General features: G+C 50.6%; 29 protein-coding genes. 4 read left to right on the top strand and 25 right to left on the bottom strand.

Annotation, left to right across the window (positions count from 1 at the left end; genetic code table 11):
• Positions 1-79 precede the first annotated feature (79 nt).
• Complete coding sequence (locus tag LFE_RS09680; RefSeq protein ID WP_014450039.1) at positions 80-2,827, top strand: sensor domain-containing protein; 2,748 nt, start codon at positions 80-82, stop codon at positions 2,825-2,827.
• Here the strand turns inward: LFE_RS09680 and LFE_RS09675 are convergent.
• From LFE_RS09675 to serS, 12 genes are all read right to left on the bottom strand, one after another.
• Positions 2,824-3,267, bottom strand: a complete 444-nt coding sequence (locus LFE_RS09675; RefSeq protein ID WP_014450038.1) for a hypothetical protein — start codon at positions 3,265-3,267, stop codon at positions 2,824-2,826. The genes LFE_RS09680 and LFE_RS09675 overlap by 4 nt on opposite strands.
• 90 nt (positions 3,268-3,357) lie before the next feature.
• The gene (locus LFE_RS13750) at positions 3,358-3,447 is read right to left on the bottom strand and encodes an AURKAIP1/COX24 domain-containing protein (RefSeq protein ID WP_077303632.1); all 90 of its coding nucleotides are present in this window, start codon (positions 3,445-3,447) and stop codon (positions 3,358-3,360) included.
• Positions 3,448-3,614: 167 nt separating this feature from the next.
• Positions 3,615-5,036, bottom strand: coding sequence for a M16 family metallopeptidase (locus LFE_RS09670; RefSeq protein WP_014450037.1), 1,422 nt, complete (start codon positions 5,034-5,036; stop codon positions 3,615-3,617).
• Between the two features lie 14 nt (positions 5,037-5,050).
• Positions 5,051-6,496 carry a M16 family metallopeptidase gene (locus tag LFE_RS09665; protein ID WP_014450036.1) on the bottom strand — a complete coding sequence of 482 codons (1,446 nt, stop codon included), beginning with the start codon at positions 6,494-6,496 and terminating at the stop codon, positions 5,051-5,053.
• Between the two features lie 64 nt (positions 6,497-6,560).
• Positions 6,561-6,989: a DUF5069 domain-containing protein gene (locus LFE_RS09660; protein WP_014450035.1), complete on the bottom strand. Its 429-nt coding sequence runs from the start codon at positions 6,987-6,989 to the stop codon at positions 6,561-6,563.
• Positions 6,990-7,178: 189 nt separating this feature from the next.
• Positions 7,179-8,114, bottom strand: coding sequence for a hypothetical protein (locus LFE_RS09655; protein ID WP_014450034.1), 936 nt, complete (start codon positions 8,112-8,114; stop codon positions 7,179-7,181).
• 9 nt (positions 8,115-8,123) lie between these two features.
• Positions 8,124-8,612 (bottom strand): YkgJ family cysteine cluster protein, encoded by a 489-nt coding sequence (locus LFE_RS09650; RefSeq protein WP_041774331.1) that lies wholly within the window; start codon positions 8,610-8,612, stop codon positions 8,124-8,126.
• Positions 8,609-10,198 carry a GTPase HflX gene (gene hflX, locus LFE_RS09645; RefSeq protein ID WP_014450032.1) on the bottom strand — a complete coding sequence of 530 codons (1,590 nt, stop codon included), beginning with the start codon at positions 10,196-10,198 and terminating at the stop codon, positions 8,609-8,611. Before hflX ends, LFE_RS09650 begins: the two co-directional genes overlap by 4 nt.
• A 77-nt stretch (positions 10,199-10,275) precedes the next feature.
• Positions 10,276-10,542, bottom strand: a complete 267-nt coding sequence (locus LFE_RS09640; RefSeq protein WP_014450031.1) for a hypothetical protein — start codon at positions 10,540-10,542, stop codon at positions 10,276-10,278.
• A 14-nt stretch (positions 10,543-10,556) separates the two neighbouring features.
• The gene (locus tag LFE_RS09635) at positions 10,557-11,273 is read right to left on the bottom strand and encodes a tetratricopeptide repeat protein (protein ID WP_014450030.1); all 717 of its coding nucleotides are present in this window, start codon (positions 11,271-11,273) and stop codon (positions 10,557-10,559) included.
• A 5-nt stretch (positions 11,274-11,278) separates the two neighbouring features.
• Positions 11,279-11,650, bottom strand: coding sequence for a hypothetical protein (locus LFE_RS09630; protein ID WP_014450029.1), 372 nt, complete (start codon positions 11,648-11,650; stop codon positions 11,279-11,281).
• Positions 11,647-12,954 carry a serine--tRNA ligase gene (serS, locus tag LFE_RS09625; protein WP_014450028.1) on the bottom strand — a complete coding sequence of 436 codons (1,308 nt, stop codon included), beginning with the start codon at positions 12,952-12,954 and terminating at the stop codon, positions 11,647-11,649. Before serS ends, LFE_RS09630 begins: the two co-directional genes overlap by 4 nt.
• 159 nt (positions 12,955-13,113) lie before the next feature.
• On the opposite strand from serS, the gene LFE_RS09620 reads away from it, so the two are divergent.
• From LFE_RS09620 to LFE_RS09610, 3 genes are read left to right on the top strand one after another with little or no spacing between them, the layout of a single operon-like run.
• Positions 13,114-14,148, top strand: coding sequence for an NAD(P)H-dependent glycerol-3-phosphate dehydrogenase (locus LFE_RS09620; RefSeq protein ID WP_014450027.1), 1,035 nt, complete (start codon positions 13,114-13,116; stop codon positions 14,146-14,148).
• On the top strand, positions 14,148-14,750 hold the full coding sequence (gene wrbA, locus LFE_RS09615) for an NAD(P)H:quinone oxidoreductase (protein WP_014450026.1): 603 nt from the start codon (positions 14,148-14,150) through the stop codon (positions 14,748-14,750). The genes LFE_RS09620 and wrbA overlap by 1 nt, the downstream gene beginning before the upstream one ends.
• A gap of 58 nt (positions 14,751-14,808) precedes the next feature.
• Positions 14,809-15,123, top strand: coding sequence for a DUF971 domain-containing protein (locus LFE_RS09610; RefSeq protein WP_014450025.1), 315 nt, complete (start codon positions 14,809-14,811; stop codon positions 15,121-15,123).
• Positions 15,124-15,129: 6 nt separating this feature from the next.
• Here LFE_RS09610 and LFE_RS09605 read toward each other — a convergent pair whose 3' ends face one another.
• From LFE_RS09605 to hscB, 13 genes are all read right to left on the bottom strand, one after another.
• A complete protein-coding gene (locus LFE_RS09605; RefSeq protein WP_014450024.1) occupies positions 15,130-15,816 on the bottom strand; it encodes a methyl-accepting chemotaxis protein in 687 nt (228 codons plus the stop codon).
• Between the two features lie 10 nt (positions 15,817-15,826).
• Entirely contained in the window at positions 15,827-16,573 is a 747-nt protein-coding gene (locus LFE_RS09600) for an oxygen-binding di-iron domain-containing protein (protein ID WP_014450023.1), read from the bottom strand.
• Between the two features lie 181 nt (positions 16,574-16,754).
• Complete coding sequence (locus tag LFE_RS14160; protein WP_014450022.1) at positions 16,755-16,895, bottom strand: hypothetical protein; 141 nt, start codon at positions 16,893-16,895, stop codon at positions 16,755-16,757.
• Positions 16,896-16,937: 42 nt separating this feature from the next.
• Complete coding sequence (locus LFE_RS09595; protein WP_014450021.1) at positions 16,938-17,168, bottom strand: hypothetical protein; 231 nt, start codon at positions 17,166-17,168, stop codon at positions 16,938-16,940.
• Between the two features lie 145 nt (positions 17,169-17,313).
• A complete protein-coding gene (gene truA / locus LFE_RS09590) occupies positions 17,314-18,087 on the bottom strand; it encodes a tRNA pseudouridine(38-40) synthase TruA (protein WP_014450020.1) in 774 nt (257 codons plus the stop codon).
• A gap of 152 nt (positions 18,088-18,239) precedes the next feature.
• The gene (locus LFE_RS09585; RefSeq protein WP_014450019.1) at positions 18,240-18,695 is read right to left on the bottom strand and encodes a (deoxy)nucleoside triphosphate pyrophosphohydrolase; all 456 of its coding nucleotides are present in this window, start codon (positions 18,693-18,695) and stop codon (positions 18,240-18,242) included.
• 1 nt (position 18,696) lies between these two features.
• Positions 18,697-18,945 (bottom strand): hypothetical protein, encoded by a 249-nt coding sequence (locus LFE_RS09580; protein ID WP_014450018.1) that lies wholly within the window; start codon positions 18,943-18,945, stop codon positions 18,697-18,699.
• Between the two features lie 37 nt (positions 18,946-18,982).
• A complete protein-coding gene (locus LFE_RS09575) occupies positions 18,983-20,062 on the bottom strand; it encodes an Mrp/NBP35 family ATP-binding protein (protein WP_014450017.1) in 1,080 nt (359 codons plus the stop codon).
• Positions 20,063-20,168: 106 nt separating this feature from the next.
• A complete protein-coding gene (locus LFE_RS09570; RefSeq protein WP_014450016.1) occupies positions 20,169-20,573 on the bottom strand; it encodes a hypothetical protein in 405 nt (134 codons plus the stop codon).
• Positions 20,555-20,758, bottom strand: a complete 204-nt coding sequence (gene iscX / locus LFE_RS09565; protein ID WP_014450015.1) for a Fe-S cluster assembly protein IscX — start codon at positions 20,756-20,758, stop codon at positions 20,555-20,557. The genes LFE_RS09570 and iscX overlap by 19 nt, the downstream gene beginning before the upstream one ends.
• A gap of 14 nt (positions 20,759-20,772) precedes the next feature.
• Positions 20,773-21,084, bottom strand: a complete 312-nt coding sequence (locus LFE_RS09560; RefSeq protein ID WP_014450014.1) for a 2Fe-2S iron-sulfur cluster-binding protein — start codon at positions 21,082-21,084, stop codon at positions 20,773-20,775.
• The gene (hscA, locus tag LFE_RS09555; RefSeq protein WP_014450013.1) at positions 21,085-22,908 is read right to left on the bottom strand and encodes a Fe-S protein assembly chaperone HscA; all 1,824 of its coding nucleotides are present in this window, start codon (positions 22,906-22,908) and stop codon (positions 21,085-21,087) included.
• A complete protein-coding gene (hscB, locus tag LFE_RS09550) occupies positions 22,905-23,618 on the bottom strand; it encodes a Fe-S protein assembly co-chaperone HscB (protein ID WP_014450012.1) in 714 nt (237 codons plus the stop codon). Before hscB ends, hscA begins: the two co-directional genes overlap by 4 nt.
• Positions 23,619-23,654 lie beyond the last annotated feature (36 nt).

Genomic DNA, 23,654 nt, shown 5'->3' with positions numbered 1-23,654 from the left:
TTGATCGGTGTGATCGGTGGATGATGTTGAGGGTTGGAAAAGGGTGATTAATATGATTGATTGTTATGTGTGGTAACAGATGATCCCAGTAAGAAAAGTTTATGGCGCCAAAGGAACTTTTCTTCTTGAGATTGTTGTTTGGGCTGTTCTTGTTTTTTTACCCGTTCTCGAGATGTCCCATGATGATAATTCCCTTGGCCGGATTGACCACCGGATTGCTCGTCTTTCCCCGATCGAGAACGATCTGACGGGGCTCTTGCGTGTTCTCCACTCTTCCCTTCTTTCCCGTCTGACCCACCAGGGAGCGATCCAGAGCGTTCAAAAACATTATATCGATGGCTTGTTTATCCAGTCCGATTCATTGTTGGCCGATATCCAATCGAAAAAGTCCCTTCTCGATACCGAAGAGAAATCTCTCCTGACAGAACTTGAAACCCGTGTGGAGGCCTTGCACCGGGAGCTTTTGCTCCCGACCGCAGTGGGAGACCTGCCGAGGGAAGCCATGAATGTGGATCTCTTTTCCATGCGTTTTTCCTATGCGTTGACCGATACGGTCAAACGCCTCGTCCATCAGCGAAAGGCGTTATTGGGAAAGAAACATTATTGGCAAATTCTGGAGCTCTTGACCTTTTCCCTGATCCTTGCCCGTGTCCTGTTTTCATTCCTTTCGAGAAGGCGGGAAGAGGAGCTCTATCTGAGATGGGCATCTGAACGGACAAGCGATCTGGTGATCATCTTGTCTCCCGAGGGGAAGATCCGGTATGTCAACCCTTCTCTTGCGAGTTATCTTGGGTCGGGTGAAAAAGGATCCTCTCCCAAAAAACAGGCAAGAAAATTGGAGACATCTCTGTCCGGAAAATCCATCTTTCCTCTCGCGGGGAGTTTCCCTCTTTTTTCCAGAATCGCAGGACAATGGAAATCCTTGCTGAGAGACGGCCATGTCAACAGTCTTGATTTTCCTTTTACGGGAGGGGACTCGGAGTTAAGATGGTTTTCACTCAGAATGACAGAGATCTCCGATGACCTTCTCGGAGTGTGTGGGTACGAATGCCGATTTGTCGACATTACCTCCCTCAAGAAAAGTGAGGGAGAGCTGGCGAGCCAGAAAGAGTGGCTTCGGATCACCATGAATTCCATCGGGGACGGGGTTGTTGCGATGGATCTTTCTGGCCGGATCACCTTCATTAACCGGGTTGCGGCCTTTTTGATGGGGATCAATGAGGAATCTGCGATGGGTCAGGATATTTCCCAGGTACTGTTTATGGTTCATGAGGAGAAAAATGAGCAGATTGAGCTTCCGCTTTCAAGAATCCTCCGGGAAGATGTGATCGCCACGATTCCGGGGCCGGTTGCTATCCGGACCTCTTCCGGTGAATTGATTCCGATAACGGATTCCCTCGCTCCCATCCATAATCACCTTGGGGAGATCGTCGGGTCGATTTTTGTTTTTCAGGAAAGTACGGAACGGAGACAGGCTCAGGAAGCCCTGTGGAACATGAAATATCACGATCAGCTGACAGGTCTTCCAAACGACAGGCTTTTTCGGGAACGGCTGATTTCTTTTATTGCCCTATATCCTGAAACAGGGAAGGGATTGTGTGTGTTTGCCGTGGGAATCGATCATTTCAAAAAGATCAATGACACCTATGGCCATGGACTGGGAAATGAATTTCTTCAGCAATTTGCGGCCAGACTTTCAGAGACGATCCCTTCGGGAGACTCTCTGGCACGTCTGGGTGGAGATGAGTTTCTTGTTCTGATCTCAGATTTTCTGGATGCGGAGAGAATGGCTGAAAAAGCCAGGCAGATCTTGATGCAGATGAGAAAGCCTTTCTTATTGGGTGAGCATAAGGTGTCCATGACCGTTTCCATCGGTATCTCCGTTTTTCCCGATGATGGTCAAACAGAGGACCTTCTGATCCGAAACGCGGATATCGCACTCAATTCGGTGAAGGACAGGGGGAGAAATGACTTTTGTTTTTATTCTCCCCTGATGAATCCGAACTCACAAGAGGAAATTGAGCTTCGTGCAGATCTTCAGGATGCGATCAGGGAAGATTCCCTGGAGCTTCATTACCAGCCGAAAGTCAATGCCAAAACAGGTGAAATCGTCGGAGTTGAAGCTCTCATCCGATGGGATCATCCACAAAAGGGAATGCTCCGTCCCCATCAGTTTATCAAGATGGCAGAAGAGCAGGGATTGATTGTCAGTCTGGGGGAGTGGGTCCTGAAAAGAGCGACCCGAGATGCAAAAATCCTGTGTGAACGATGGAGCAGGGTCAGCGTTTCGGTCAATGTTTCCGTTCGTCAGCTGGTTGAGCCGGATTTTTACGAATACGTTCGCAGGGCTCTTTTGATATCAGGGCTGGACCCTTCCCTATTGGTTCTTGAGGTAACGGAGTCGATCTTTGCAAAAGAAATTGCCGAGATAGAGATGAACGTTCAAAAGGTCAAGGAGATGGGCGTAAAATTATCCCTGGATGATTTTGGAACAGGATTTTCCTCACTGGGGAATCTGACCCGCTTTTCACCGGATGAGATCAAGGTGGACAAAAGCTTTGTCGACCAGATGATGTCGGGAGGAAAAGAGCTTGAGCTGATCCGGACCATGCTTTCCATCGGATTGACAATGCGGATCAACGTTGTGATAGAAGGTGTTGAAACCCTTGAGCAGAGGGACTATCTTTTCAAAAGGGGCGCAAATGTCTTTCAGGGATATTTCTATAGCCCCCCTGTTCCCTATAAGGAGCTTTTAGGCCTTATGTCGGCCGGTTTTGCTCCTGCAGGAAGTGAACGGATTGACCCGAGCCTTTCCCTGGACTGTTAGCCGGGGGCCATCGCGTATAGATACCGCCATGTTGCCTGTTCTTTGGGATCAGGGATCTGAAAGAGCAGTGGCAAAACCTCGTTTTTGGAATTCTGCACCTCAATCACGACAAGATTCCCCTGTATCATATGAACGCGCGCCCTGTTCAGGACTTTCCAGTGCATACCCCGTGCGATATCCTGGGGGATTTTGTCTGACCAGTCAGGAACAGCTAGGACTGCGGTGATAAGATCAAGCTGGTATGTTCCCGTATCTTCTCCCTCAGATGCGACAAGATTGGTGGAAAGCTGCTTCTGGGACTTGGCGGTCTTGTTGATTGTCAGATTGTCGATTTTGCTTTGGAGGTCGGCAATCCGCATGCTTTGGTAGGTCAGAATGGAAACAGATGTGAAAAAGAGAAGGACAATGGATCCTATCGCCACTTTTCTTTCAGAAATCAACGCCCGCCTCCATGATTATCAAAATACCATGTACATCCTATAAAATCAGAACGACCCGCCAGGATCTTTCCCGGCAGGCCGCCCATTGGGTTACTTCTTCTTGTGACGAGATGCCCTGCGGAGCTTCTTGTACTTGTGCTTCCGGATTTTCTTCCGGCGCTTTTTGATGACACTGGACATCGTTTGTCCTCTTTCCTGTAGACTGGTGAAACCCGCTGTCTTTGTTTGAAAATCAACGGGCGGCCATGAATCCATGGCCTGACGCTCCGGCAGTTCCCGGTTCTAAAACAGAAAGTTATATCCTAGCGGGTACCGAATAAAAATTCAACTTGTTTGCCTTCAGGCCTTCAGGGTTTGATCTCCTGTCCGGTCACCCCACTCATTTTGGAAAGAGGTCCTGCTATAACTGTGGTCAGGCTGGAAGTGTGAATAAGTGTTTGTGCGGCACTCTTGACGGAATCAGGCGTGACCTCGCTGATCTTTTGGGGGTAATCCGTAAAGTAATCGATCCCCAGAGAATAGTTTTCAATGAAGAGCAAGAGGGATGCGATACGATCATCCGAGTCCATTCTGAACGGAAAGGAGCCCAGAAGATTTTTCTTGACCGCGGTAACCTCCTTTGAATCGGGAGTGGATCGGGCGCTTTTTTGAAGCTGAATGCGTGTTTCCTTGATGACTTTTGCCGTATTTTCCGCATGGGTCTGGAAACTCACGAAAAATGGGCCACGATGGCGTTCCGCGTCAAGCCCGGAATAAATATAATAAACCAGTCCCATCTTTTGCCGGATCACATGGTTCAGTCTGGATGTGGTTGTTCCACCAACCAGCTGGTTCATGACGAGGGCATTGTAGAAGAGGGGATCTTTCCGGGAGATGCCTGGAAGGCCCATCAGGACTGTTGTCTGGGCAAGATCCTCACGGTCGATCAGATAAGTTTTTCCTCCATTGCCCCAATGCGTTTTATTCATTGATCTGGTTTGGTTTGAGCCTTCCCGGTTTTTCCAGGATCCAAACTCCCGTTTGACAAGAGCCAGAGCTTTTTCATTGGAGATATCTCCGGAAAAGGTAATGATCGTGCGATCCGGGGTATACCATTTCCGGTAGAAAGACAATATGTCTGAACGCTTCAGCTTGGATACGGTTCTTATTGTTCCTGACTCGGGATGGCCATAGGGTCCTTTGCCCATCATCTTTTTGTAAAGGAGTGTTCTGGCGACCGGTCCTGGGTGATCTTTTTCATCGGTCAGTTCTGCAAGAGCCATTTGCTGGTTTTTTTGGAAATCCTCTTCGGGGAAAGTTGGAGTCTGTACCATTTCGGCAGCAAGGGAGAATAATGGCTCCAGATCCTCAGTCAGAACCTTTCCGGAAACGGTGGTCAGATCTCTCCCCGACTGGGCATCGAGCCCTCCCCCCGAGCTATCGATGGCCCGGAAGATGGAAAGGGCATCATGCTTCTGTGTTCCCCTGTCAAGAAGGGATGCGGTGAGATCGGAAAGACCGTATTGGCCTTCCGGGTCCTGGGAGGAGCCTGCACGGATTCCGATCCGGAAAGAGACAACCGGAACCACCGGACGGGGAATCACGAGGACTGTGATTCCATTTGGAAGGACCGTTCTGGTGACGGAGGTGTGGAGAATGTCGACATTGCGTGTTTGGGACACATCCGCCTGTGTTGTCCGGGAAACGGCTCCGGTGGAGGTGTGTGCGCATGCCGCGAGGGAAATGGTGGTCGTGAAGATCAAGATCCTGGACAGTGCCGTCTTTGTCATGAATCGCTCCTTTTTCAACGTACGAGGCTTCCAGGTTTTCTGAAGACCGGTCTCTTCGGTTTGCCTGATGGATAAAGGTAGCCGATCGTTTCGGAATGGCTGTTAAGATATTTTTGGGCAACCCGGGTGATCTCCGAGGGGGTGACCGCCTGAATGTTTTTGACGTAGTCATCAAGATAGGTCATGGGAACACCAAGGGTCGCCATTTCTCCAAGGAGCATACCCATTCCGAAGGTGGACTCCTGACTCATCAGGAATTCGGAGACCAGTCCCTTTTTTGCACGGTCGAGAGCCGATTGGGAGACCGGGTGTGTTTTCAGGGAGTTAATGACAGAGGTCAATTCCTTTTTCAGAAATGGGGGCGTTGTTTTGGGCATTCCCTGTGCATAGAAGTAAAAGAGGGAAGGTCCCTGCGTAAGTGGGTCGTACGAGCCTTCGGCATCAACTGCTACTGGATGTTCGTAAACCATTTTTCTGTACAGAATGGAGGATCGGCCACCGGACAGGAGCGCCGAGAGCACAGTCAGTGGGTATTGATCCGGATTCTTGAAGTTCGGAGCGTGAAAAGCCAGCATTGTCACTGGAAGCATTGCCGGCTTGTGCAAAATCACAACCTGTAACTTTTTCTGTGGTCGGTCAAGATGAATATGCCGCCGGGGAAGGGTTCCACGGGGAATGGATCCAAAGGCATCCCCCACCTGACGGACCATGTCGGATGCTTTCACGGGTCCGACGATGACGATGGTGGAGTTGTTGGGCATATAGTTTTGATGATAGTAGTTTCGCAGGTCTTTCTGGGTGATTCGTTTGATGTCATCTTCCCAGCCGATGACAGGATTGTGATACGGGTGAACGACAAAGGCCCGCGCATAGACCCGCTCAACGAGAAGCTGGGTCGGGTCGTCGTAATCATTCCGTCTTTCTTCCAGAACGATTTTTCGTTCCCGTTCGATCTGGGATTTCTTGAGGGATAGGTTCTTCATCCTGTCCGACTCGATAGCGAAGGAGAGCGGCAAGTTCCCCGGGGGAAGATTTTCAAAGAAAGCGGTAAAGTCGTAGTTGGTAAAAGCGTTGGATTGCCCTCCAACGTCGTTGACTTTCTGGTCCAGAACCCCATGAGGAAATTTTGGTGTTCCTGTGAACATCATGTGTTCCAAAAAGTGGGAAATTCCGGTTTTGGGCTGATGCTCATCGATGGAGCCCACCTTGTACCAGATCTGGAACGTAACGATGGGGGAGTAAGGATTTTCGACGGTAATGAGCCTGAGACCATTCGGAAAAACATGTATCTTTGGTTTTGGCGTGTAAGGTTGATCAGCCTCTGCAGAAAATGGCGCAACAATAAGAACCCACAGGGCCAAAATCCCCAGAAACAAAGATCTGGTTCCCATGATTCCGGCATTTCTGACGGGCTTTCTTTTTATGAAAAGACAATCCTTGAGGATGGACTTCTTTGACATTCAGAACTCCCAGTTTTTTAGGTGATGGAAAAAACGGATATGAGGATAATAGGTCTCCCAAGACTCATACCGTGAGAATTCTTTTTTCTTCAAGGTCGATGAGTCGGGTCCATGTGCGGATATCTGTTCTTGAAGGATCAATCGCATCCCTTGTGGCGATGAAATATTGCCACTTTTCCGGGGTGTCAGGAGAAAGTGCTTCATAGGAAAGATTGAATGAACTGACCTTTTCAGGATTCCTGGCATTGGGACATTTATCGAGGACAGCGGCCAATACTTCGTCATCGGAGTGGGTGGATGCGACAATTCGGGCAAAGGACTCATGGTCCATTTCCAGAAATGTCAGACAGAAGGCGTCAAGCGGACAGTTATAGATATATTCTCCCAAAGTTCCGGCGTTTTTTGCCCTGGCCTTGTCTATCAGCCGCTTCAGATGATCGATTCCTCCAAGCCGGTCAAAAGGACTTCTTGGAAATTCCTTTGTCAGATCCATCAAAGCCTCCTTTTTTAGATTGCCTCCCCCCGCCGAAACATGAGGAGACTGTGAGGGTGTCTCCTGAAGCTTGTCCGGGAGGCCACCTTGTGCAAGCGGTTTGTTCTTTGGATGTGAACAGAATCGATATCAGGTCATTCATTCGATTCTATAGGCATAAGGATACTCAAGACAAGGTGCCGGTGGGCATTATGGGGAGAGCTCCTGGGTATGGCAGGGAACCAGAACCCCAGGACGATCCTGATCCTTTGCCCTGGCCAGTCCGGAGATCCCCGAGTCTCCGCCGATATTGATCCAGTCCAGCTTGGAAAACATCTGAAAAACAAGATGCGTCATCATGACGGAGAGGTATTTCATTTGAGGATCCCTGCACTCCAGAAAACAGATGGCTGAATGTTCTGACTCTGAAAAGGCAAGCCATTGCCAGGCGACTTCCTCTCCCTGTATCGAAAGAATGACTCCTGTCAAATTGAGAATGTTCCAGTTGGTTTCTGCGATTCTGTGGGCCCGTTCAAGGTCTTCCACCATCAGCCACTCCAGTTCATTGAGTGCCTTGTCGCGTCTCATCTTGAAAAATCGGTTTTTGATTTCCTCCATTCGGGTGGAAGGAGCCGGTTCCGACCATCGGCGAATTCCCGGAGAGGGATCGGTTCTTCGTAGGCGATTAAGTTCCCAACGGTGGGTTTTGTAATGATCCCCAGCAGCGCGAAGGGTGGATTCCCTCAGAAGAATCCGGTCGGTATCCTGCCGGATGGGGGGAGGGCAGGAAGAACGTTTTCCAGAAACACCGATTGGCAGGTTGTCGATGCGTCCGTCTCGTCCGCCGTTAAGGCAGAAGAGCCACTCCGGGAGCTCATCCAAAAAGGTGTCGGACAGAAACTGATTGTCAAGGATCCATTCAGGTGGCAGGGGAAGCCAGTGGTATCCTTCGGATTTTGCGAGAAGAAATGGTCGATTGTCCCAACAGGCCATTTCGAACTCGACTCCACGAGCATTCAGAAAATAAGAGACGGGATGGCAGCCTGAAAACAGCATTTTTCTGGTTTCCGAAGTGAACTGGGAAAGAATCCTGTATCGTTCCTTTTTGTTGGTTGTCAGGCTTGTAATCGGTCCGAAGCGGGACATGGCGGCGGGCTAGTCTTCAAGAGACAGGATGGGGACAACACCGTCGACGCCCTCTTTTTCCAGATGGACGATCAGGGCGGACTTGGCTGGTGCGGGGATCCTTGCCCAATCGGTGCTCTTGATGGCAGCGGCTTTCTGTTGGAGGATCTCTCTTGAAATATGAAGGGAAAATGGGCAGTTTGTGTCGATTCCCAGCCAAGGTGATCCCTCATGAAGGATCAGGACAAGAGGATAGATCTTGCAGTCAAGCGGGTGGTTTGGCCAACTGCTGCAGTTCCATGATGATGGATCAAGAAGCGAGCATTGCCAGAGATCGAACTCATCAATCCGGACAAGAGTCAAGTCGGGATCTGTTTTTCCCCGGAAGACGTCCGGAAGGATGGGCCGAAGTCCTGGACGGGAAGAAAATGGTGTCTGCCGGTCCGGCTCAATAAATCGGCAACATAGTCGACATTCCTGACAGAAGGCATGGGGGATGGCGAGAAGGTCTTCTGTCATGGAACCGGAGCCATTGCGACATGATCCGGAGGGTCGGAGAGCCGTTTGAAAAACAGTCTCTCTTCCATCTGTCCAAGCAATCCCCTCAGAGTATCCGGATGGGTTGCAGAGATGAGGATCGCTTCAGGGAAGAGGAGGGAAAGGGATTCTTTTTTTTCATCGTCGAGAAGGTCGGCCTTATTGATGACAAGAAGCTTTGGCTTTTCCCCTATCTCCATCTCCGTCAACAGGGAATCCACTTGTTTGATCTGGGCTTCGATGCTGGGATGGGAGCCATCCGCAACGTGGATCAGCAGATGGGCATCCTTTAATTCGTCAAAGGTGGAGAGAAAGGCTCTTTTCAGGTCCGCGGGAAGATTCCGGATAAAGCCCACCGTGTCGGTCAGGATGATTTCCCTTTCACGGGGGAACCTTAGCCGTCTGGATGTCGGGTCAAGGGTGGCAAAGAGCTTGTTTTCCGTGAGAACTTCCGACCCTGTCAGCTGATTTAAAAGTGTGGATTTCCCGACATTCGTGTACCCGACGAGCGAGACGATCGGAAGTCCGTTTTCCTGTCGGCGTTCTTTCCTTTGTCGTCTCTCGTCCCCAAGTTTCGAGAGCTTTTCCGTAAGTGAGGTAATCCTGTCCCGGACACGACGTCTGTCTTCTTCAAGTCTGGTCTCTCCCGGACCTCTTCCGCCAATACCCCCGGTCAGCCTTGACAACGCTGTCGATCGTTGCTCAAGCCGGGGAAGAAGATATTTGAGCTGGGCCACTTCCACCTGGAGCTTTCCGTCGCTTGAATGGGCCCTTCTCGCAAAAATATCCAGAATGAGCTGTGTCCGGTCGATGATCTTGAGGTCCGTCAGGGCGGCGATATTCTTGACCTGGGCAGGTGTCAGGTTCTGTTCGAAGATGATGATCGTCGCGCCCACCTGAAGGGCGTGAATAATCAGGACTTTCAGCCTGTCCGCGCTCAAAAGGGTGCTTGGATGGACGGTTCTGAGTTTCTGGATCTCTTCCCCGAGAACCTGAACGCCCGCACTTTCTGCCAGTTCCCTTAACTCCTCCATGCCATCTTTCTGGAAGAGGAGACTCTCTTTTGATGCGGAGACGAGGATCGCCCGTTCCTGCCCGGATGTCTGGTGGCGAGAGCTTCCCTTGGATTCGGAAAGGGCTTCTTCGATCTCAAGGACCGTATCCGCAACTTCGAGCCGTTCAGCGGAAAAAGGAACGGATTCGTTGACCAGCCATGGTGTCTCGCCCTTTTTGTCAGGGTTGATCAATGCCTGGGAGAATCGCCGGATCCTTGGAGCACTTTCATCGATATGGAGGACGATTTGCGCATCGAGCCTCAGGAGCGCCAGATCGTTCAGGTCATCCTGGTTGATGGGCTCCGTACGAAGGTGCGTATGGACAAGCCTTATTCCCCGGAGAAGATGGTCTCCTCCACGGGAGGGGGGCAGGGATTCAATATAGAGTTCCTTGGGACCGCCCACGATCACATCGAGGACGGCTCCTTCCCTGGAGATGAAAACCCCGACTTGCCTACCGATTTCAAAACTGATCTCTCCCATGACCCCGGCCAACTCCGTCGTCACCCACATAAGCGGCGGGACCTTTCTCCGGTAAAGGCGACCGAGAGCTTCAAGCTGATTTTTCTTCAGACCACGAATATTGCCTTTTATCTCTGGAATAAGATGCCTCCTGGTCCTTTGATGACTTTGACGAGCCCCATGTAATAGGCGCATCGATCATCGTTTAAATCATTATTGAATGTTCTCTCCTGGCCGTCCTCAAAAAGAATCCGGACATAGGCAGCCCCTCCCGGAAGAGTGGAGGTTGAGAGATGGACGACCTTGCCTTCACCCCATTCGGGGTGGTCCCTATGAGAGGCCCGGTCGGAGAAGCGGAGAAAAACTCTTGTTGTGATCTCTGGATCGTCTATCATCATTCACCCTGGTTTCAACCGCGGGGCTTTTCGGTAATGGCCCGTTGGCGATAAATGGGGTTGCCCGGACACATGGAGGCTGCGCGGTCAATCATGATTCTTCCCTGGCGGGGGTGATGGTTGGCCAAAAGGGCGAGACCAACCCATGAGATGTAACGGGGGTTTGTGGGAGATCCTGCCAGGGCCTTCTGGAAATGCTCCAGCGCTTTTTTTTTGGATCCTCCGACAAACCAGGGTTTAAAATAGTCTTCCATTCCGCGAGTGAAATGGGCGAGGGAGTTCGTCGGAGAGAGCGCCAGAGCTCTGGTGATTTCCTTTCGGGATCTTGAAGCATAGCGCATTCCCCCTGGAAATCCCTGATACTGGGTGTGAATGAGATCGATCTGTCCCAAAAGGTCCCATATCTCAGGGTCCTTCGAATGGTCTTTCTTGAGAGTATCGGCGATTACCCGGGCTTCTTTCAATGCGAGAAGCCCCTCCTTGTGGCTTTTTGGAGTTTTACGATCCCTGTCCAGACGGGCTTTCAGAATCAGGAGCCTTGCCTTGTGGATGGGAAAATCGGGAGAGAGCCGGGAAAGGGACAGGTCAACCTCCTTTAGGCTTCCTTTGCAGTCGTGGGTGTCTTTAAAGTCTTCAGTCACCGGAGAGGCAAGGAGCAAGTCAGGAAAACCCCACAAAAGAGCCAGGATGAACAGAAGAAGTCTGCAGGGGGGCAAGGCGTTGCGGACCATTTTTATTACCCTTTTTCCAAAATTCTGTTGAGACCGTCGACGAGATTGGAGCGGGTGATCAGAGTGTGCAGTCCAGCTTTTTTCCCTCTGTCGAGAGAGGCCTCATCGGTGTGGAAAGCCAGCCCGACAAGAGAGGTTGCCGGATAAGCGTTCTTGAGTGTTCCGATCATTTCCGGGAGATCATCGCCGGTTGCCGCGATATCAAAAAGGACAAGCCGGGGTCCCGGAGAAATCTCTTTGAGTGCCTCCTGTTTGTCGAATCTCAGGAAAGTGAGGGAATGGTTTCTCGCCACCCCTTCAACTCTCGACCCGATCATAAAATCTTTTCCGAAGAAGACAAGGCTTTTGAGGGATTCCTTTGGCGATGAGTCAGTCATTTTAGACCTTTCTTCCGGGAGGAGATCTCTGTGATCCCTCCCATATAGGGCACAAGGACTTCCGGAATCCGAACGGTTCCGTCGAGCTGCTGGCCATTTTCAAGAATTGCGGCAACCGCCCTTCCAATTGCCAGACCGGATCCATTGAGAGTATGAACGAAACGGGTTTTTTTTGTTTTGGGATCCCGGAACCGGATCTGGGCCCGGCGGGCTTGAAACTCCTCAAAGTTTGAGCAGGAGGAGATTTCCCGATAGGTTTTCTGTGAGGGCATCCAGACCTCAAGGTCGTAGGTCTTTGCGGAAGAAAATCCAAGGTCTCCCGTGCACAGGGCAATGACCCTGTAGGGGAGTCCGAGCCCTGAAAGAACCCTTTCGGCGTCGGCGGTCAATCTTTCGTGATCGGTTGCGGATGTTTCCGGGTTCGTAATCCAGACCAGTTCGACCTTTTGAAACTGGTGCTGGCGGATGAGCCCCCTTGAGTCTCTTCCTGCCGCTCCGGCTTCCCTTCTGAAACAGGCCGTCTGTGCGACCATCCGGATCGGAAGCTCGGATGAGTCCAGTATCGTCTCCCTGTACAGGTTGGTTAGGGGGACTTCAGCTGTAGGGATCAGGTAGAGCTCGTCTTCGGGGCAGCTAAAAAGTTCCTCTTGGAACTTTGGGAGCTGGCCTGTTCCCATGAGAGCCTCTTTCCGGACCAGAAAAGGAACGGAGTGTTCGATATAGACACCTCCCGGATTGTTCTCGGGAAGGGTATGCAGGTCCAGCATGTAGTTTGCCAGGGCACGCTCAAGTCGGGCGCCAGCTCCGGTGAGGGTCGAGAAACGGCTTCCGCTGACAAGAGATGTATGCTCAACATCCATAATCCCTAATTCGGCACCGAGCTCCCAGTGCGGTTTGGGTTCAAAGGAAAAGGATTTTGGTGTGCCAACGGTTCGGATGGTGACATTGTCCGCTTCGGATGCTCCCTTGGGGACATCCTCTCTGGGAATATTCGGAATCACCCAAAGCATTTCGTCGAGTCTGTTCTCAAGAGATGCAAGAAGCCCCTCGTCTTTGGAAATGAGCTCGTTAACGGTTCGGGATTCGTCCATGAGATCTTCCGTCGGCTGACCATTGCGTTTCCTGATTCCAATGTCCTGCGCGAGACGATTGCGTTTTTCCCGAAGGGCTTCCCATGTCTGTTTCAGCTGGCTGATTTCACGGTCGAGGTCCTTGATGGGGGAAAAGTCGAAATCCTGGCCTCTCGATGCAAGGGCTTTCCGAATGGTTTCCTCTTCGTGTAGGATGCGTTTTTTATCGAGCATGAATTCTCCTGGTTCCGGGTTTAGAAAGGTCCACCAATACCCCTATTGTAGACTTGTTGTCTTTGCAGGAACAATGGGGAACTCTACTGGATGGGGCCTCAGGGTCGGGTGTGTCGGGATTCTTTTGGGAGTGGGCCGGATTGTTTGAAGGGAGTGGCGATGGGGAATGAACCTTTGTTTCTTGGTAAACCCGTGAGGCCTTTGGTACTGGGCGGTGGTTCATGGGGGACGGCCCTTGCGTTCCACCTGGCATCAAAGGGGTTGCCGGTTACCTTGTGGGTCAGGGACGAGACGTTGTGTGCAATGATTTCTTCAGACAGGGAGAACCGGGTCTATCTTCCCGGGGCCATTTTCCCCAAGAGTCTGGACGTCACTTCAAACATCGAGAAATCACTCAGCGAGGCAAGTTTTATCGTGTTGGCCATCCCTTGCCAGGGTGTCCGGGAGACGATGAAAACCCTTTCGTCTCTGGGGGCTCCCCGGTTACCCATTGTCAGCGGCACAAAGGGAATTGAGCAGAAATCCCTTCGGATGGTCTCGGAAATTGTCTCGGAGTGCTATTTGTCCGATCCGGATCAATATGCGGTCCTCTCCGGCCCCTCCTTTGCGAAGGAAGTCGTCAGGAACTCTCCAACGGCTGTGGTTGTGGCAAGCCGTTCCCAAGTTATGGCGAAAGAGACACAATCCTTATTCAATACAAACTATTTCAAGGTTTATACCAGGGCGGACGTAAAGGGGCTGGAAATCTGCGGTGCCCTGAAAAACGTCATCGCTCTCGCCGCTGGCATTTCCGATGGAATGGGGCTTGGAGCGAACTCAAGGGCGGCCTTGCTGACGAGAGGTCTTGCTGAAATGACACGATTGGGGGTGGCTCTTGGAGCGAATGCCACCACTTTTTCCGGTTTGGGAGGTGTTGGGGATCTTTATTTGACCGCAACGGGTGAGCAAAGTCGAAACCGGACGGTCGGTGTCCGCTTGGGACGGGGAGAGAAACTTGAGGATATCCTTCGGGACCTGGGGCAGGTCGCGGAAGGCGTGACCACCGCCCAGTCTGCCCACATGCTTGCATTGGGACATGGAGTTGACCTTCCGGTGACGCGGGCTGTTTATCGCCTTTTGTATGAAGAGGCCAGCCTCGTGGAAGTTTTGCGGGATGTGATGGATCGCCCGATGAAAGACGAGGAGGAGTTCTGATGGCAAAAATTCTGGTTTTATTCTATAGCACATGGGGCCATGTCCAGACATTGGCGGAAGAGGTGGCTTTTGGCGCAGGGGAGAGGGGAGAAAGCGAGGTCTTTGTCAAAAGGGTTCCCGAAACAATGGCGGAGGAAACGCTTGTCAGAATCGGCGGTCTTGTAAACTCTCCTTATGATGTGGCATCCCCGGGAGAGCTTTCAGAATATGACGCCATTATTTTTGGAACTCCCACCCGATTCGGAAATATGTCATCCCAGATGAGGACGTTCCTGGACCAGACAGGTGAGATCTGGTCAAATGGGGGACTGATCGGAAAAATCGGAAGTGTTTTTGTCAGCACGGCAAGCCAGCATGGAGGCCATGAAACGACAATCATATCCTTTCACACAACACTATTGCATCATGGAATGCTGATTGCCGGCGTTCCGTACAGCTGTCCGGAACTTTCCGGCGCATCTGAAGTGACGGGAGGGTCTCCCTATGGTGCCGGAACAATCGCCGGTGGTGACGGGGCAAGGCTTCCAAGTGCGAGGGAAAGGGCTATCGCAAGATTCCAGGGCCAGCATGTCGCTTCTTTAGCGGTTCGACTTTTTGGATAGTTCCTTGAGGATCGTCGATGTTTGGCCGTACAATGGATAAACAGAAGGAGAATTCAAAATGAAACCTGTTCCCAAAGAGGTCATGCCCCATGGGGGAAATTCCGTAAGGATCCTGTGGCAAGATGAACATGAAAGTATCTACACGAATGTATATTTGAGGGAAAGTTGCCAGTGTGCGGAATGCATCCATGAATGGACGGGGGAGAAGCTGATTCCTCCGGGGAAGATTTCCCCTGACGTCAGGCCTATATCGGTGACCTCAGTTGGCAATTATGCTGTTTCCATCCATTTCAGCGATGGCCACCAGACCGGGGTCTATTCCTTTGACCTTCTCAGGAAAATCTGTCCATGCTCTCTTTGCCAGGCCGCCTGATCCCGATCAGGCGCTCCCGGAGAGTTTTTTGATCACGGTCTTAAATGATGTGAAGATGGATTCCTGTCGTTTGACTGCAATGTCGATCAGTCGCTTCAGGATGGATCCTCCCATCGACTCCTTCATTTTATGAATCTGCTTCTCGATCATCTCTCCAAACTCCTGGATGTCTCCCATTCTCCCATTTAAGGCGGTCATGTTTTCTGTTACGGTCTGAAGTTCGAGACGAATGGAGCCTATGGTCCGGTCGATTTCCTCAACAGATTTTCGTGTCCTGTCGGAAAGCTTCTTGATTTCTTCAGCGACGACCGCAAAACCCCGCCCGGCTTCCTTTGCATGGGCAGCCTCAATGGCAGCATTGATCGACAAGAGATTCACCTGTGTGGAGATTTCCTTGATCTCCCGACCGATTCCTGAAATGTTCCCCAGCACGTTCCGGAATTTGTGAAGGTTTTCCAGAACCGCTTTCCCTTCAGAGACGATCTCTTCCGTATCGACCTTTTCCTGATACTCTTCAAGAACGGAGGCAAGAGCCGAAATGTTGGCGTCGTTGAGACTCTTGACCTCTTCGAACTGTGTAATATAGTTCCTCAAAAAAGCCATGTTTGTCATGGATTCACCCAAGGAGTTCACTACGGAATCGGCATTTTCCTGGGTAAGGCTGAGTGATTTGTCAGTATTTCGTGGAGCCATCTTATCCCCCTCAGAGGTCCATTACGTCAAAACCGCATCGGATTCCAGAGATCCAGTCAAAAAATTTTCCGACCATTTCTTCCTTGAAAATGGAACCGTGTTGGGGCGCAACCATCTTGATCGGGAGCTTCCGGACTTTTTGAAGCCAGATGGCGATGGCCTTGTTTGTCCCGATATATCGGGCGTGAAAGCCTTCCATATAGGTGACATGCTCTGCGAAATTTTCCACAAATAATGGCGTTTTCCCTTTTGGATAGACAGCGGCTCCAATATCTCCCGTGAAGAGAATTCCTGATTCATGGTCAAAAAGGTGAAAATTTCCGGGGGAGTGAAGAAAGTGAGCGGGGATGAATTCCACCGTTCGTCCGGAGGAGAGGGTGAGTGATCCTCCTCTATCGGCAATTCCCTTGAAGCGGGTGATGTCGTTGACTCCAAAATGAATCAGGAATCGAATCCACAGCTCAGAGACATGAACGACGGCCGGGGTCATCTCAAACCATGATGCCAGACCCCCTCCCACATCGGGATCCTGATGGCAAAGAAAAATATCCTTGATGTCTGCCGGATCCAGAATCTGTGAGATATTCACCAGAACCCGGGCAAAAACGCCAAACCCGCCCGGATCGATTAAAAGACCTTTCCCGCCATCAATAATCAGGTACTGATTGGATTGCACTCCTTCTTCCAGACCCGATTCATCCTTTCCAAGCCACAGAAACTTGTGATTTGCCGATTGGTAAAGAGTTTCAAAGGCCATTGGGCTTTCTCCGATCCAGTTATGTCATGTGACGCGGGCAATGTGAAAATCATTCTCTTTTCGACCGGATAATGGCTGAGATAGAGAATGATGTCAATGGATTGAATGTTTTTATAACAGAAGGAGCCCTGAGCCGGCTCCTTCTTCCATGATGTTCTATCGGTTGAATGGAGGGGAGAGTTTAAGAAGGGAGGGGTGCTTCGTTGAGCGCAATTCCATATTCGGCTGCAACGCCTTCGAAGATTCTTCTGGCAACCTTGATCGCTTCCGGGTTTTCAAGACGATAAGCACAGTGCTCGATTTCCGGTTCAGAAAGCACCATATCCGAGAACCCCCTGTCCATTTCCAGAAAAACCGCTTTTCATCAATCTTGCCGAACAGGAAAACGCTCAAAAAAATGTGCGGCTACACTTTGATAGGTCGTCTGGTTGTTGAGAACCCACTGATCGATGTAATTGGGAGAGCACTGGGAGTTTGCAGGGGAGTACCTTCCCGCCTTCCAGGCTTCCTTAAGGATCTTCTCGTCGGAGAATGGTTCGGATTGGGTGATGATGGTTTTTGGAGCCTCTTTTTTCAGAAAGGAAAAGAACCCCATCTGTCCCTCCTTTTTGAATGGTTTTGTCTGAAATGCGCTGACTAAATTAAGATGTATTTTATATGAATTTTTTATGAAGTCAAATCGTCATCGGGGAGATCGAAGTGCTCTTTTCATCGGTAGATCGGACATGGGAAAGGAGGTGTCAGGCGAATGGATCGTTCTTTCCATAAAGCACCCGGATGAGGGAAAGCCCTTCCGGCGGGGCGGGACGAAGGCATTTGACCGGGACCGGCGAGTCAGACTGAAGAAGTTTTTCGAGTTCTTCTAGTGTTCTTTTCCCGTTGGCTACTTCAACGATCGTTCCGATGATAAAACGGATCATCATGTGCAGGAACCCTTTCCCCGTAATCCAGACCTGATAGTCAGCACCATCCCGTTCCCAGAAGATATGATCTATGGTTCTTTGCGTTTTTGGAGGGAGAGATTTTTTGACGGTGAAATGGGTGAAGTCATGGTTTCCCAGAAAGAGCAAGGAGGAGCTTTTGAGAAGTGATAAATCCACAGGAGCAAAAAAAACTCCGGTAAAAGGATTGTCCAGAGGAGAGCGGACTTGTTTCTGGGGAACAATCCTGAGCCTGTAGCGGTAGATTTTGCGCTCGACATCGTGTCTTGCATGGAAGGTTTGGGCTGTGTGTGTGGCGGACAGGATTCGGATCCGCTGAGGAAGAAAGTGATTCACTCCTTTCAAGAGTGATTCAGGCGTCCATGGCCTGTTTCCCCTGATTGGAATATCAAGATGAAACACCTGCCCATGAGCGCTGACACCGGCATCTGTTCTTCCGGAACCTGTGATGTTGAGCGGCATTCCGGTCAGTTTGTGCAGAGCTTCTTCAATGGTCCCCTGAATGGATTGATCTGAGCCTTGCCGTTGCCATCCATGAAATTCCCGACCGTCATAGGAAGTGATGAAAGCCATGCGTTGGCTCTTGGGAGTTTCCTGGCCAGGATCTGATGGTTGGTCTCGTAAAATGGAACTTCCCTCCGGCAATAATGGAGCTTCGTTGTTGAATCAGGACATCTCCTCTTAAGACTATAGGAAGTGTAGCGAAAAATAAGGGGATCAACAATTTAACCGTTTAAAAGGTCGGGTTTATCTTCAAGGAGTTTTTTGAGGTCAGAGAGAATGGACCAGTTTGGTGCAAGCCAGGGAAGATCCTGGATTTCGTCCGGGTTAAGCCAGCGGATTTCTTCGTGAACGGCAATTTGTGGGGTGTTTTCAACAATACGGCAGATAAACGGGAAGAGCTGCAGGTAAAGATGGGGGTACCGATAGAGGACTGTTGGCATGGGGAGGAGGATCTCCACACGAATATTCAGTTCCTCATACAGTTCCCTGATAACGGCTTGAGAGGGGGATTCTCCTGTTTCAACCTTCCCACCGGGAAATTCCCAGAGATCATCCCATGATCCTGGAAGTCTTTTCGCACAGAGGATTTTTCCGTTCTTGAGTATGATCCCGCAGGAAACCTTCAGAGGGTGTTCATCTCCTGAGGTTTCCTGAGAGGAGGGATCTGGTGGTTCCAAATCAGAAATTCATTTTTCTGGGGTCTTCCGAGTGCAAGGATTCCCATGCTTCCCTCAGATCGACCCAAAGATCCATTTCCGTGTTGATCGCAGCTTGCCAACGGTCCCAGTCTTCCCTGGAACCCATCGTGTCCACTCCGCCTGAGCCGATTGCGGAGCGCGAAGCCATATCAGAGAGCATCCTGGCTTTTTTCCACTCCAGAATGGCCAGATCATATGCTGCCACACGGGCAACTTTAGCAGGGTTCATTGGGGAGTCTCCTGCCGTTTCTGTCCATGACCGGTTTTCATCCGCCAAAGTTTCCGATCTGGATGGGGATGGCTCCTGCATTCGATATGGAAATCGCAGAGGCCAGTTTTCCTGCGATGTCCCGGTAAGACTGTGTCAATGGACTTTCGGGATAGGCAACTGCGATGGGATGGCCCGAGTCTCCGCCTTCCCGTATGGATAAATCGATCGGGATCCGTCCCAAAAATGGAACATGAAGTTCGTGAGCGGCCTTTTCCCCGCCGCCCTTTGAGAAGATGTCGGTTTCTTCATGGCAGTGTGGGCAGACAAAAGAACTCATATTTTCAACGATTCCCAGAATAGGAACATTGACTTTCTGGAACATTGCCAATCCTCTCCTTGAATCAGAAAGGGCGACCTCCTGGGGAGTTGTGACAATGATAGCTCCTGACAAGGGAACCAACTGAGCCAGGGAGAGCTGGGCATCTCCTGTTCCCGGAGGCATGTCGACCACCAGATAGTCAAGGTCTCCCCATGCAATATCCTGGCAGAACTGCTGGATAATCCCGTGGAGCATCGGCCCTCTCCAGATCAGCGGGGTTCCGGGCGGGACCATGAATGCCATTGACATGACTGTAATTCCATGTCCAGACGGGGGAAAAAGTTTTTTGTCGACCTGTCGCGGGGTGTCCGTTATCCCCAGCATCATGGGAATGTTGGGACCGTAAACATCAGCATCCATGATCCCAACCTTGGCACCCATCTGTGAAAGGGCAATGGCCAGATTAACCGAAGTCGTTGATTTTCCAACTCCGCCTTTGCCACTGGAAACGGCAATGACATTCTTGACTCCCGGGATCGGTGTCTTTCCGGTGAAACTTCCACCCGTTGTTCTGGCGGTAAAGGAGATTTCGGTATTTGTGATTCCGGGAACCGAAGCCAGCGAGGCAAGGCAGGCATTTTTCATTTCGTCCTTGAGGGGACAGGCAGGAGTTGTCAAAACGATTGTAAAAGAAAGATTCCCACCATCAATTTTTAAATTTTCGATCATCTTAAGGGTCACGAGATCTTTTTTGAAATCAGGCTCGATGACTCGGCCCAATGCGCTCCATACCAGTTCTTCTGAAACGGTTGACATATGCTGAAACCTTTCTTTTGCCCGAAGAAGTTATTCTTCCGGGTCATTATTCCTGAAACAAAATCAACATTTGCTGAAGGAGGGTTTTAGACTCCCTCAATATTTTTTATTGTTCCTTGGTCTGTTCTGAAAGTGCCGTAAAAAAATCCGGGAATTCCTTTTGAGAGCATGTTCCCATTGTACCATCTTCCCTGATCAGGCGAGAGCCTTTTTCGGTTTCTTCAATCATCATGTAGAGACGGCCTGAGTGATCCCTGTGTGTGGGATCGAAGATGACCCACTTTTCCATGACCCCCGGATCCGGGGTGACTTCCTCCAAGTACTGGAGGAAGGTTTCCTTATCGAGGGAGCTTTCTCCTTGTCTAGCCACAAGAAAGTCCTCATAAGTCGTGCGTAATCCCTTTGCATTTTTGAGCCTTGCGACAAGGGCCCGATCATCGAGATCCCTGGTCGGGATACGAGTGCGGACGGAGAGGAGCCTGCCTTGGGGAGTCAGTCCCTGTCCTGCCATTCCTCAAGCCAAGCCATCTGAATAGATTCAAGGATTTTTTCATTGGAAGTCTTGGGATCCCCTTCGAATCCAGGAAGCTCAGTCACCCATTTGTGAAGATCTGTGAACCTGACTGTCAGAGGATCAACGTCCGGATGTTGGTTCAACAGTTCAAATCCGATTTCGTACGGGTCACTCCAATTCATTCCGATGCTCTCCTTTAATGCTCATGGCCGCCTTTTGAGCAGAACGGGATGGTAACGACAAGATCACCAAGAACCTTTGCCTGGCAGGCCAGTCTGGATTTAAGTGTAAGTCCTTCTGCTTCCTCGATCTGGTCTTCCTCATCTTCCTCCATGGGAGAAAGATTTCCGAATCCTTCTGTAACGATCACATGACAGGTGGCGCAGGCACAGACACCACCGCAGTTATGTTCCAGATGGATCCCATTTTTGGTGGCAGCATCGAGAATGGAAACGCCTTCCTTGACTGTAACTTTTTTGTTTTCAGGAAGAAAAAGTATCTCGGGCAATCAAGCCTCCCTTTCTGTCACCGGGAGGGCTTTCCCTCCGAGTGCATCCTGAACGGATGTGTTCATCAGCCGTTCGGCAAGTGGACGAGTCACCTGATCAAGGGCAGAAGTTTCATCCCGTATCAGCTTGGCATCATCTCCTTTGACCGCTTTTTCAAGAGTATCGAGCTGCTTATTGATAACCAGTCTTTCCTCATCTGGAAGGATATCCGATCCGAGTTTTTCGAGGGCCCTTCTTGTGGCATTGATTACAGTAGTCGCTTCTGTCCTGGAGTCTATCAGCATTCGTGTCTGGAAATCTTCCTGCGCATGCTGGAAGGACTCCTTGATCATCTCCCGGACAGTGTCTTTCGAAATGCCATAGGATGGATGAACAACCACGCCCTGTGAATGTCCTGTTCTCTGGTCTAGAGCCCGAACATCAAGGATCCCGTTCGCATCGATCGTAAAGGTGACCTCAATCCTTGCTGCTCCGGCGGTCATGGGGGTAATGTCGGTGAGGGAAAATCGTGCGAGGCTCCGATTGTCCTTGGCCATCTCCCTCTCACCTTGCAGGACATGGATGTCCACTTTGACCTGGCCATCCAGAAAAGTGGTAAAGAGCTCTTTGGCCTGGGTGGGGATTGTTGTGTTGCGGGGAATCAGGGAGCTCATGACTCCGCCCATTGTTTCGATTCCCAGTGAAAGGGGTGTGACATCCAAAAGGAGCATGTCCTTTCGTGCGCCGGACAGGATATCACCCTGAACGGCTGCTCCTTCACCGACAACGAGATCGGGGTCATGCTCATCGTAAATGGGGCGATTGAAAAGGGCTCCTACCGCTTCCTTGACCCTCAGAAGTCTTGTCGCTCCTCCGACCAGGATCACACCGTCCACCTCTCCAGGCATGACTCCGGCATCGGAAAGGGCCTTATGGACGGGAATCAGGGTTCTCTGGACAAGCGGTTCGACCCATTTGTTCATTGACTCCCTTGTGAGGGTTGTCTCAAAACCCAAGGCCGGAATGGATACGGTGGTCTCCGTTTTTTGAGAAAGGACAATTTTGGCTTTTTCTGCTTCCTTTCGCAGAAGGTCCCTGACCTCAGGCCTGTCTTGATCAATTCCCTTTGGAAGGATCTTGAGCCATTGATCGATAATGGCCTGATCAAAATCATCGCCGCCCAGATGGGTGTCTCCACTAGTCGCCTTGACCTCGAAGACGCCCCTGCGGATGGAGAGAAGGGAAAAGTCAAAGGTTCCTCCGCCCAGATCATAGACTGCGTAAAGACCATCTTTTCCGGCTCCGAACCCGTAGGCCAAGGCGGCCGATGTCGGTTCATTGAGAATCCTGAGGACATTCAGTCCTGCCATCTCTCCGGCATCTTTTGTCGCCTGTCTTTGTGCATCATTGAAATAGGCCGGAACGGTAATGACAGCATCGGTCACTGTTTGGCCAAGGGCGACCTCTGCCCTCTTTCTAAGCTCGGAAAGAATCATCGCGCCGATCTGGGGGGCGGAAAGGTGTCGATTCCTGAAACGATCGGGAATCAGGGGAAGACCATCAATGTTTTCCACGGGGTATGCCAATTGCCGGATTTCACCTTCGACATCGGCAAAGGAGCGTCCCATAAGTCTCTTGGCAGAATAGATGACCACCGTTTCGGGGTCGTTGAGGCGGGCTTTTGCAGCAAATCCGACCTGAACACCTGAAGAGGAAAGGGCTACGACCGAAGGAAGAAGCTTCCTGCCTTCCGCGTCGGAAATAACACGAAGCTTGCCGTTTTCCATTATGGCGACAAGGGAGTTTGTTGTTCCCAGGTCGATTCCGATGACGGTTCTTGTCACGATGTCTCCTTAACTGTTGCTGGAGTTAAAATCTCTCGTCTGATGGACTGGATATATTTTCTATACTCAAGGTCTCTTGAAAGCCGGGCCTTTTTTTTCTGAAGAATCTCGATCATCCCATCCGGATCGGCCGGTCCTGTGGATGCGTTTTCCATGTCGGACTCGAGATGGTCGATCTCCATCATGCTTTCCAAAATGGCCTTTTCAAGGATACGTGTCTCTTTTTCAAGGCGCGCAAAAGCCTCTTCCTGATGTCCTACGGCAATCTCCGACTCAAGCTCCTCTTTCAGCTCCATGAGCTCCATCAAATCTTGTGGGTTAAGTCGCTTTTTGGGATCAATCACCGGGTTGCCCGGTTTTTGAAGGCTCAAGTAGTAGGCGGCCCGGAGAAATGGGTCCTTGAGCGTTTTGAAGGCCTGATTCAGTCTGGAAGCGTTTGTGAGACTGATTTCCTGTTCCACATTGACCTCCATTCGATGGAAGTCCGGGTGGAAAAGGCGACTTTTCTCATGAAATTTTTCGGTCAGGATCCCAGAATCGATCACAAGACTGTGAGGAAGACCCAAAATATCGAAATAGTCCCGACCCTCCTTGAATGGCTGGATCTTGACGCATGTTCCACAAAGATCGGCTTCTTCAAGAGTTCCCTTGCAATTCCAGCAAAGGGAATTGGCCATATCTCCAGAATGCCGATGGGCGTTTTTTCCCATGGATCGATACCTCCTGTCTGTCTTGCTGATTTCAAT

Source organism: Leptospirillum ferrooxidans C2-3 (assembly GCF_000284315.1).
In the GTDB taxonomy this organism is placed as follows: domain Bacteria; phylum Nitrospirota; class Leptospirillia; order Leptospirillales; family Leptospirillaceae; genus Leptospirillum; species Leptospirillum ferrooxidans.
The sequence above is the reverse complement of the archived record's forward strand: the minus strand, read 5'-3'. Positions and strand labels throughout refer to the sequence as shown.

What these genes read in the sequence shown, in the direction of transcription:
- LFE_RS09660 (WP_014450035.1), bottom strand. Translation starts at nt 6,989, where the DNA reads ATGGATCTGACAAAGGAATTTCCAAGAAGTCCTTTTGACCGGCTTGGA.
- hscB (WP_014450012.1), bottom strand. Translation starts at nt 23,618, where the DNA reads ATGGGAAAAAACGCCCATCGGCATTCTGGAGATATGGCCAATTCCCTT.
- LFE_RS13750 (WP_077303632.1), bottom strand. Translation starts at nt 3,447, where the DNA reads ATGTCCAGTGTCATCAAAAAGCGCCGGAAGAAAATCCGGAAGCACAAG.
- LFE_RS09670 (WP_014450037.1), bottom strand. Translation starts at nt 5,036, where the DNA reads ATGACAAAGACGGCACTGTCCAGGATCTTGATCTTCACGACCACCATT.
- LFE_RS09610 (WP_014450025.1), top strand. Translation starts at nt 14,809, where the DNA reads ATGAAACCTGTTCCCAAAGAGGTCATGCCCCATGGGGGAAATTCCGTA.
- LFE_RS09680 (WP_014450039.1), top strand. Translation starts at nt 80, where the DNA reads ATGATCCCAGTAAGAAAAGTTTATGGCGCCAAAGGAACTTTTCTTCTT.
- LFE_RS09640 (WP_014450031.1), bottom strand. Translation starts at nt 10,542, where the DNA reads ATGATAGACGATCCAGAGATCACAACAAGAGTTTTTCTCCGCTTCTCC.
- LFE_RS09575 (WP_014450017.1), bottom strand. Translation starts at nt 20,062, where the DNA reads ATGTCAACCGTTTCAGAAGAACTGGTATGGAGCGCATTGGGCCGAGTC.
- LFE_RS09620 (WP_014450027.1), top strand. Translation starts at nt 13,114, where the DNA reads ATGGGGAATGAACCTTTGTTTCTTGGTAAACCCGTGAGGCCTTTGGTA.
- serS (WP_014450028.1), bottom strand. Translation starts at nt 12,954, where the DNA reads ATGCTCGATAAAAAACGCATCCTACACGAAGAGGAAACCATTCGGAAA.
- LFE_RS09630 (WP_014450029.1), bottom strand. Translation starts at nt 11,650, where the DNA reads ATGACTGACTCATCGCCAAAGGAATCCCTCAAAAGCCTTGTCTTCTTC.
- LFE_RS09650 (WP_041774331.1), bottom strand. Translation starts at nt 8,612, where the DNA reads ATGACAGAAGACCTTCTCGCCATCCCCCATGCCTTCTGTCAGGAATGT.
- LFE_RS14160 (WP_014450022.1), bottom strand. Translation starts at nt 16,895, where the DNA reads ATGGTGCTTTCTGAACCGGAAATCGAGCACTGTGCTTATCGTCTTGAA.
- LFE_RS09595 (WP_014450021.1), bottom strand. Translation starts at nt 17,168, where the DNA reads ATGGGGTTCTTTTCCTTTCTGAAAAAAGAGGCTCCAAAAACCATCATC.
- LFE_RS09580 (WP_014450018.1), bottom strand. Translation starts at nt 18,945, where the DNA reads ATGAACCCTGCTAAAGTTGCCCGTGTGGCAGCATATGATCTGGCCATT.
- wrbA (WP_014450026.1), top strand. Translation starts at nt 14,148, where the DNA reads ATGGCAAAAATTCTGGTTTTATTCTATAGCACATGGGGCCATGTCCAG.
- LFE_RS09600 (WP_014450023.1), bottom strand. Translation starts at nt 16,573, where the DNA reads ATGGCCTTTGAAACTCTTTACCAATCGGCAAATCACAAGTTTCTGTGG.
- LFE_RS09570 (WP_014450016.1), bottom strand. Translation starts at nt 20,573, where the DNA reads ATGGCAGGACAGGGACTGACTCCCCAAGGCAGGCTCCTCTCCGTCCGC.
- LFE_RS09605 (WP_014450024.1), bottom strand. Translation starts at nt 15,816, where the DNA reads ATGGCTCCACGAAATACTGACAAATCACTCAGCCTTACCCAGGAAAAT.
- LFE_RS09665 (WP_014450036.1), bottom strand. Translation starts at nt 6,496, where the DNA reads ATGTCAAAGAAGTCCATCCTCAAGGATTGTCTTTTCATAAAAAGAAAG.
- truA (WP_014450020.1), bottom strand. Translation starts at nt 18,087, where the DNA reads ATGGCTTTCATCACTTCCTATGACGGTCGGGAATTTCATGGATGGCAA.
- hflX (WP_014450032.1), bottom strand. Translation starts at nt 10,198, where the DNA reads ATGTGGGTGACGACGGAGTTGGCCGGGGTCATGGGAGAGATCAGTTTT.
- LFE_RS09635 (WP_014450030.1), bottom strand. Translation starts at nt 11,273, where the DNA reads ATGGTCCGCAACGCCTTGCCCCCCTGCAGACTTCTTCTGTTCATCCTG.
- iscX (WP_014450015.1), bottom strand. Translation starts at nt 20,758, where the DNA reads ATGAATTGGAGTGACCCGTACGAAATCGGATTTGAACTGTTGAACCAA.
- LFE_RS09655 (WP_014450034.1), bottom strand. Translation starts at nt 8,114, where the DNA reads ATGTCCCGCTTCGGACCGATTACAAGCCTGACAACCAACAAAAAGGAA.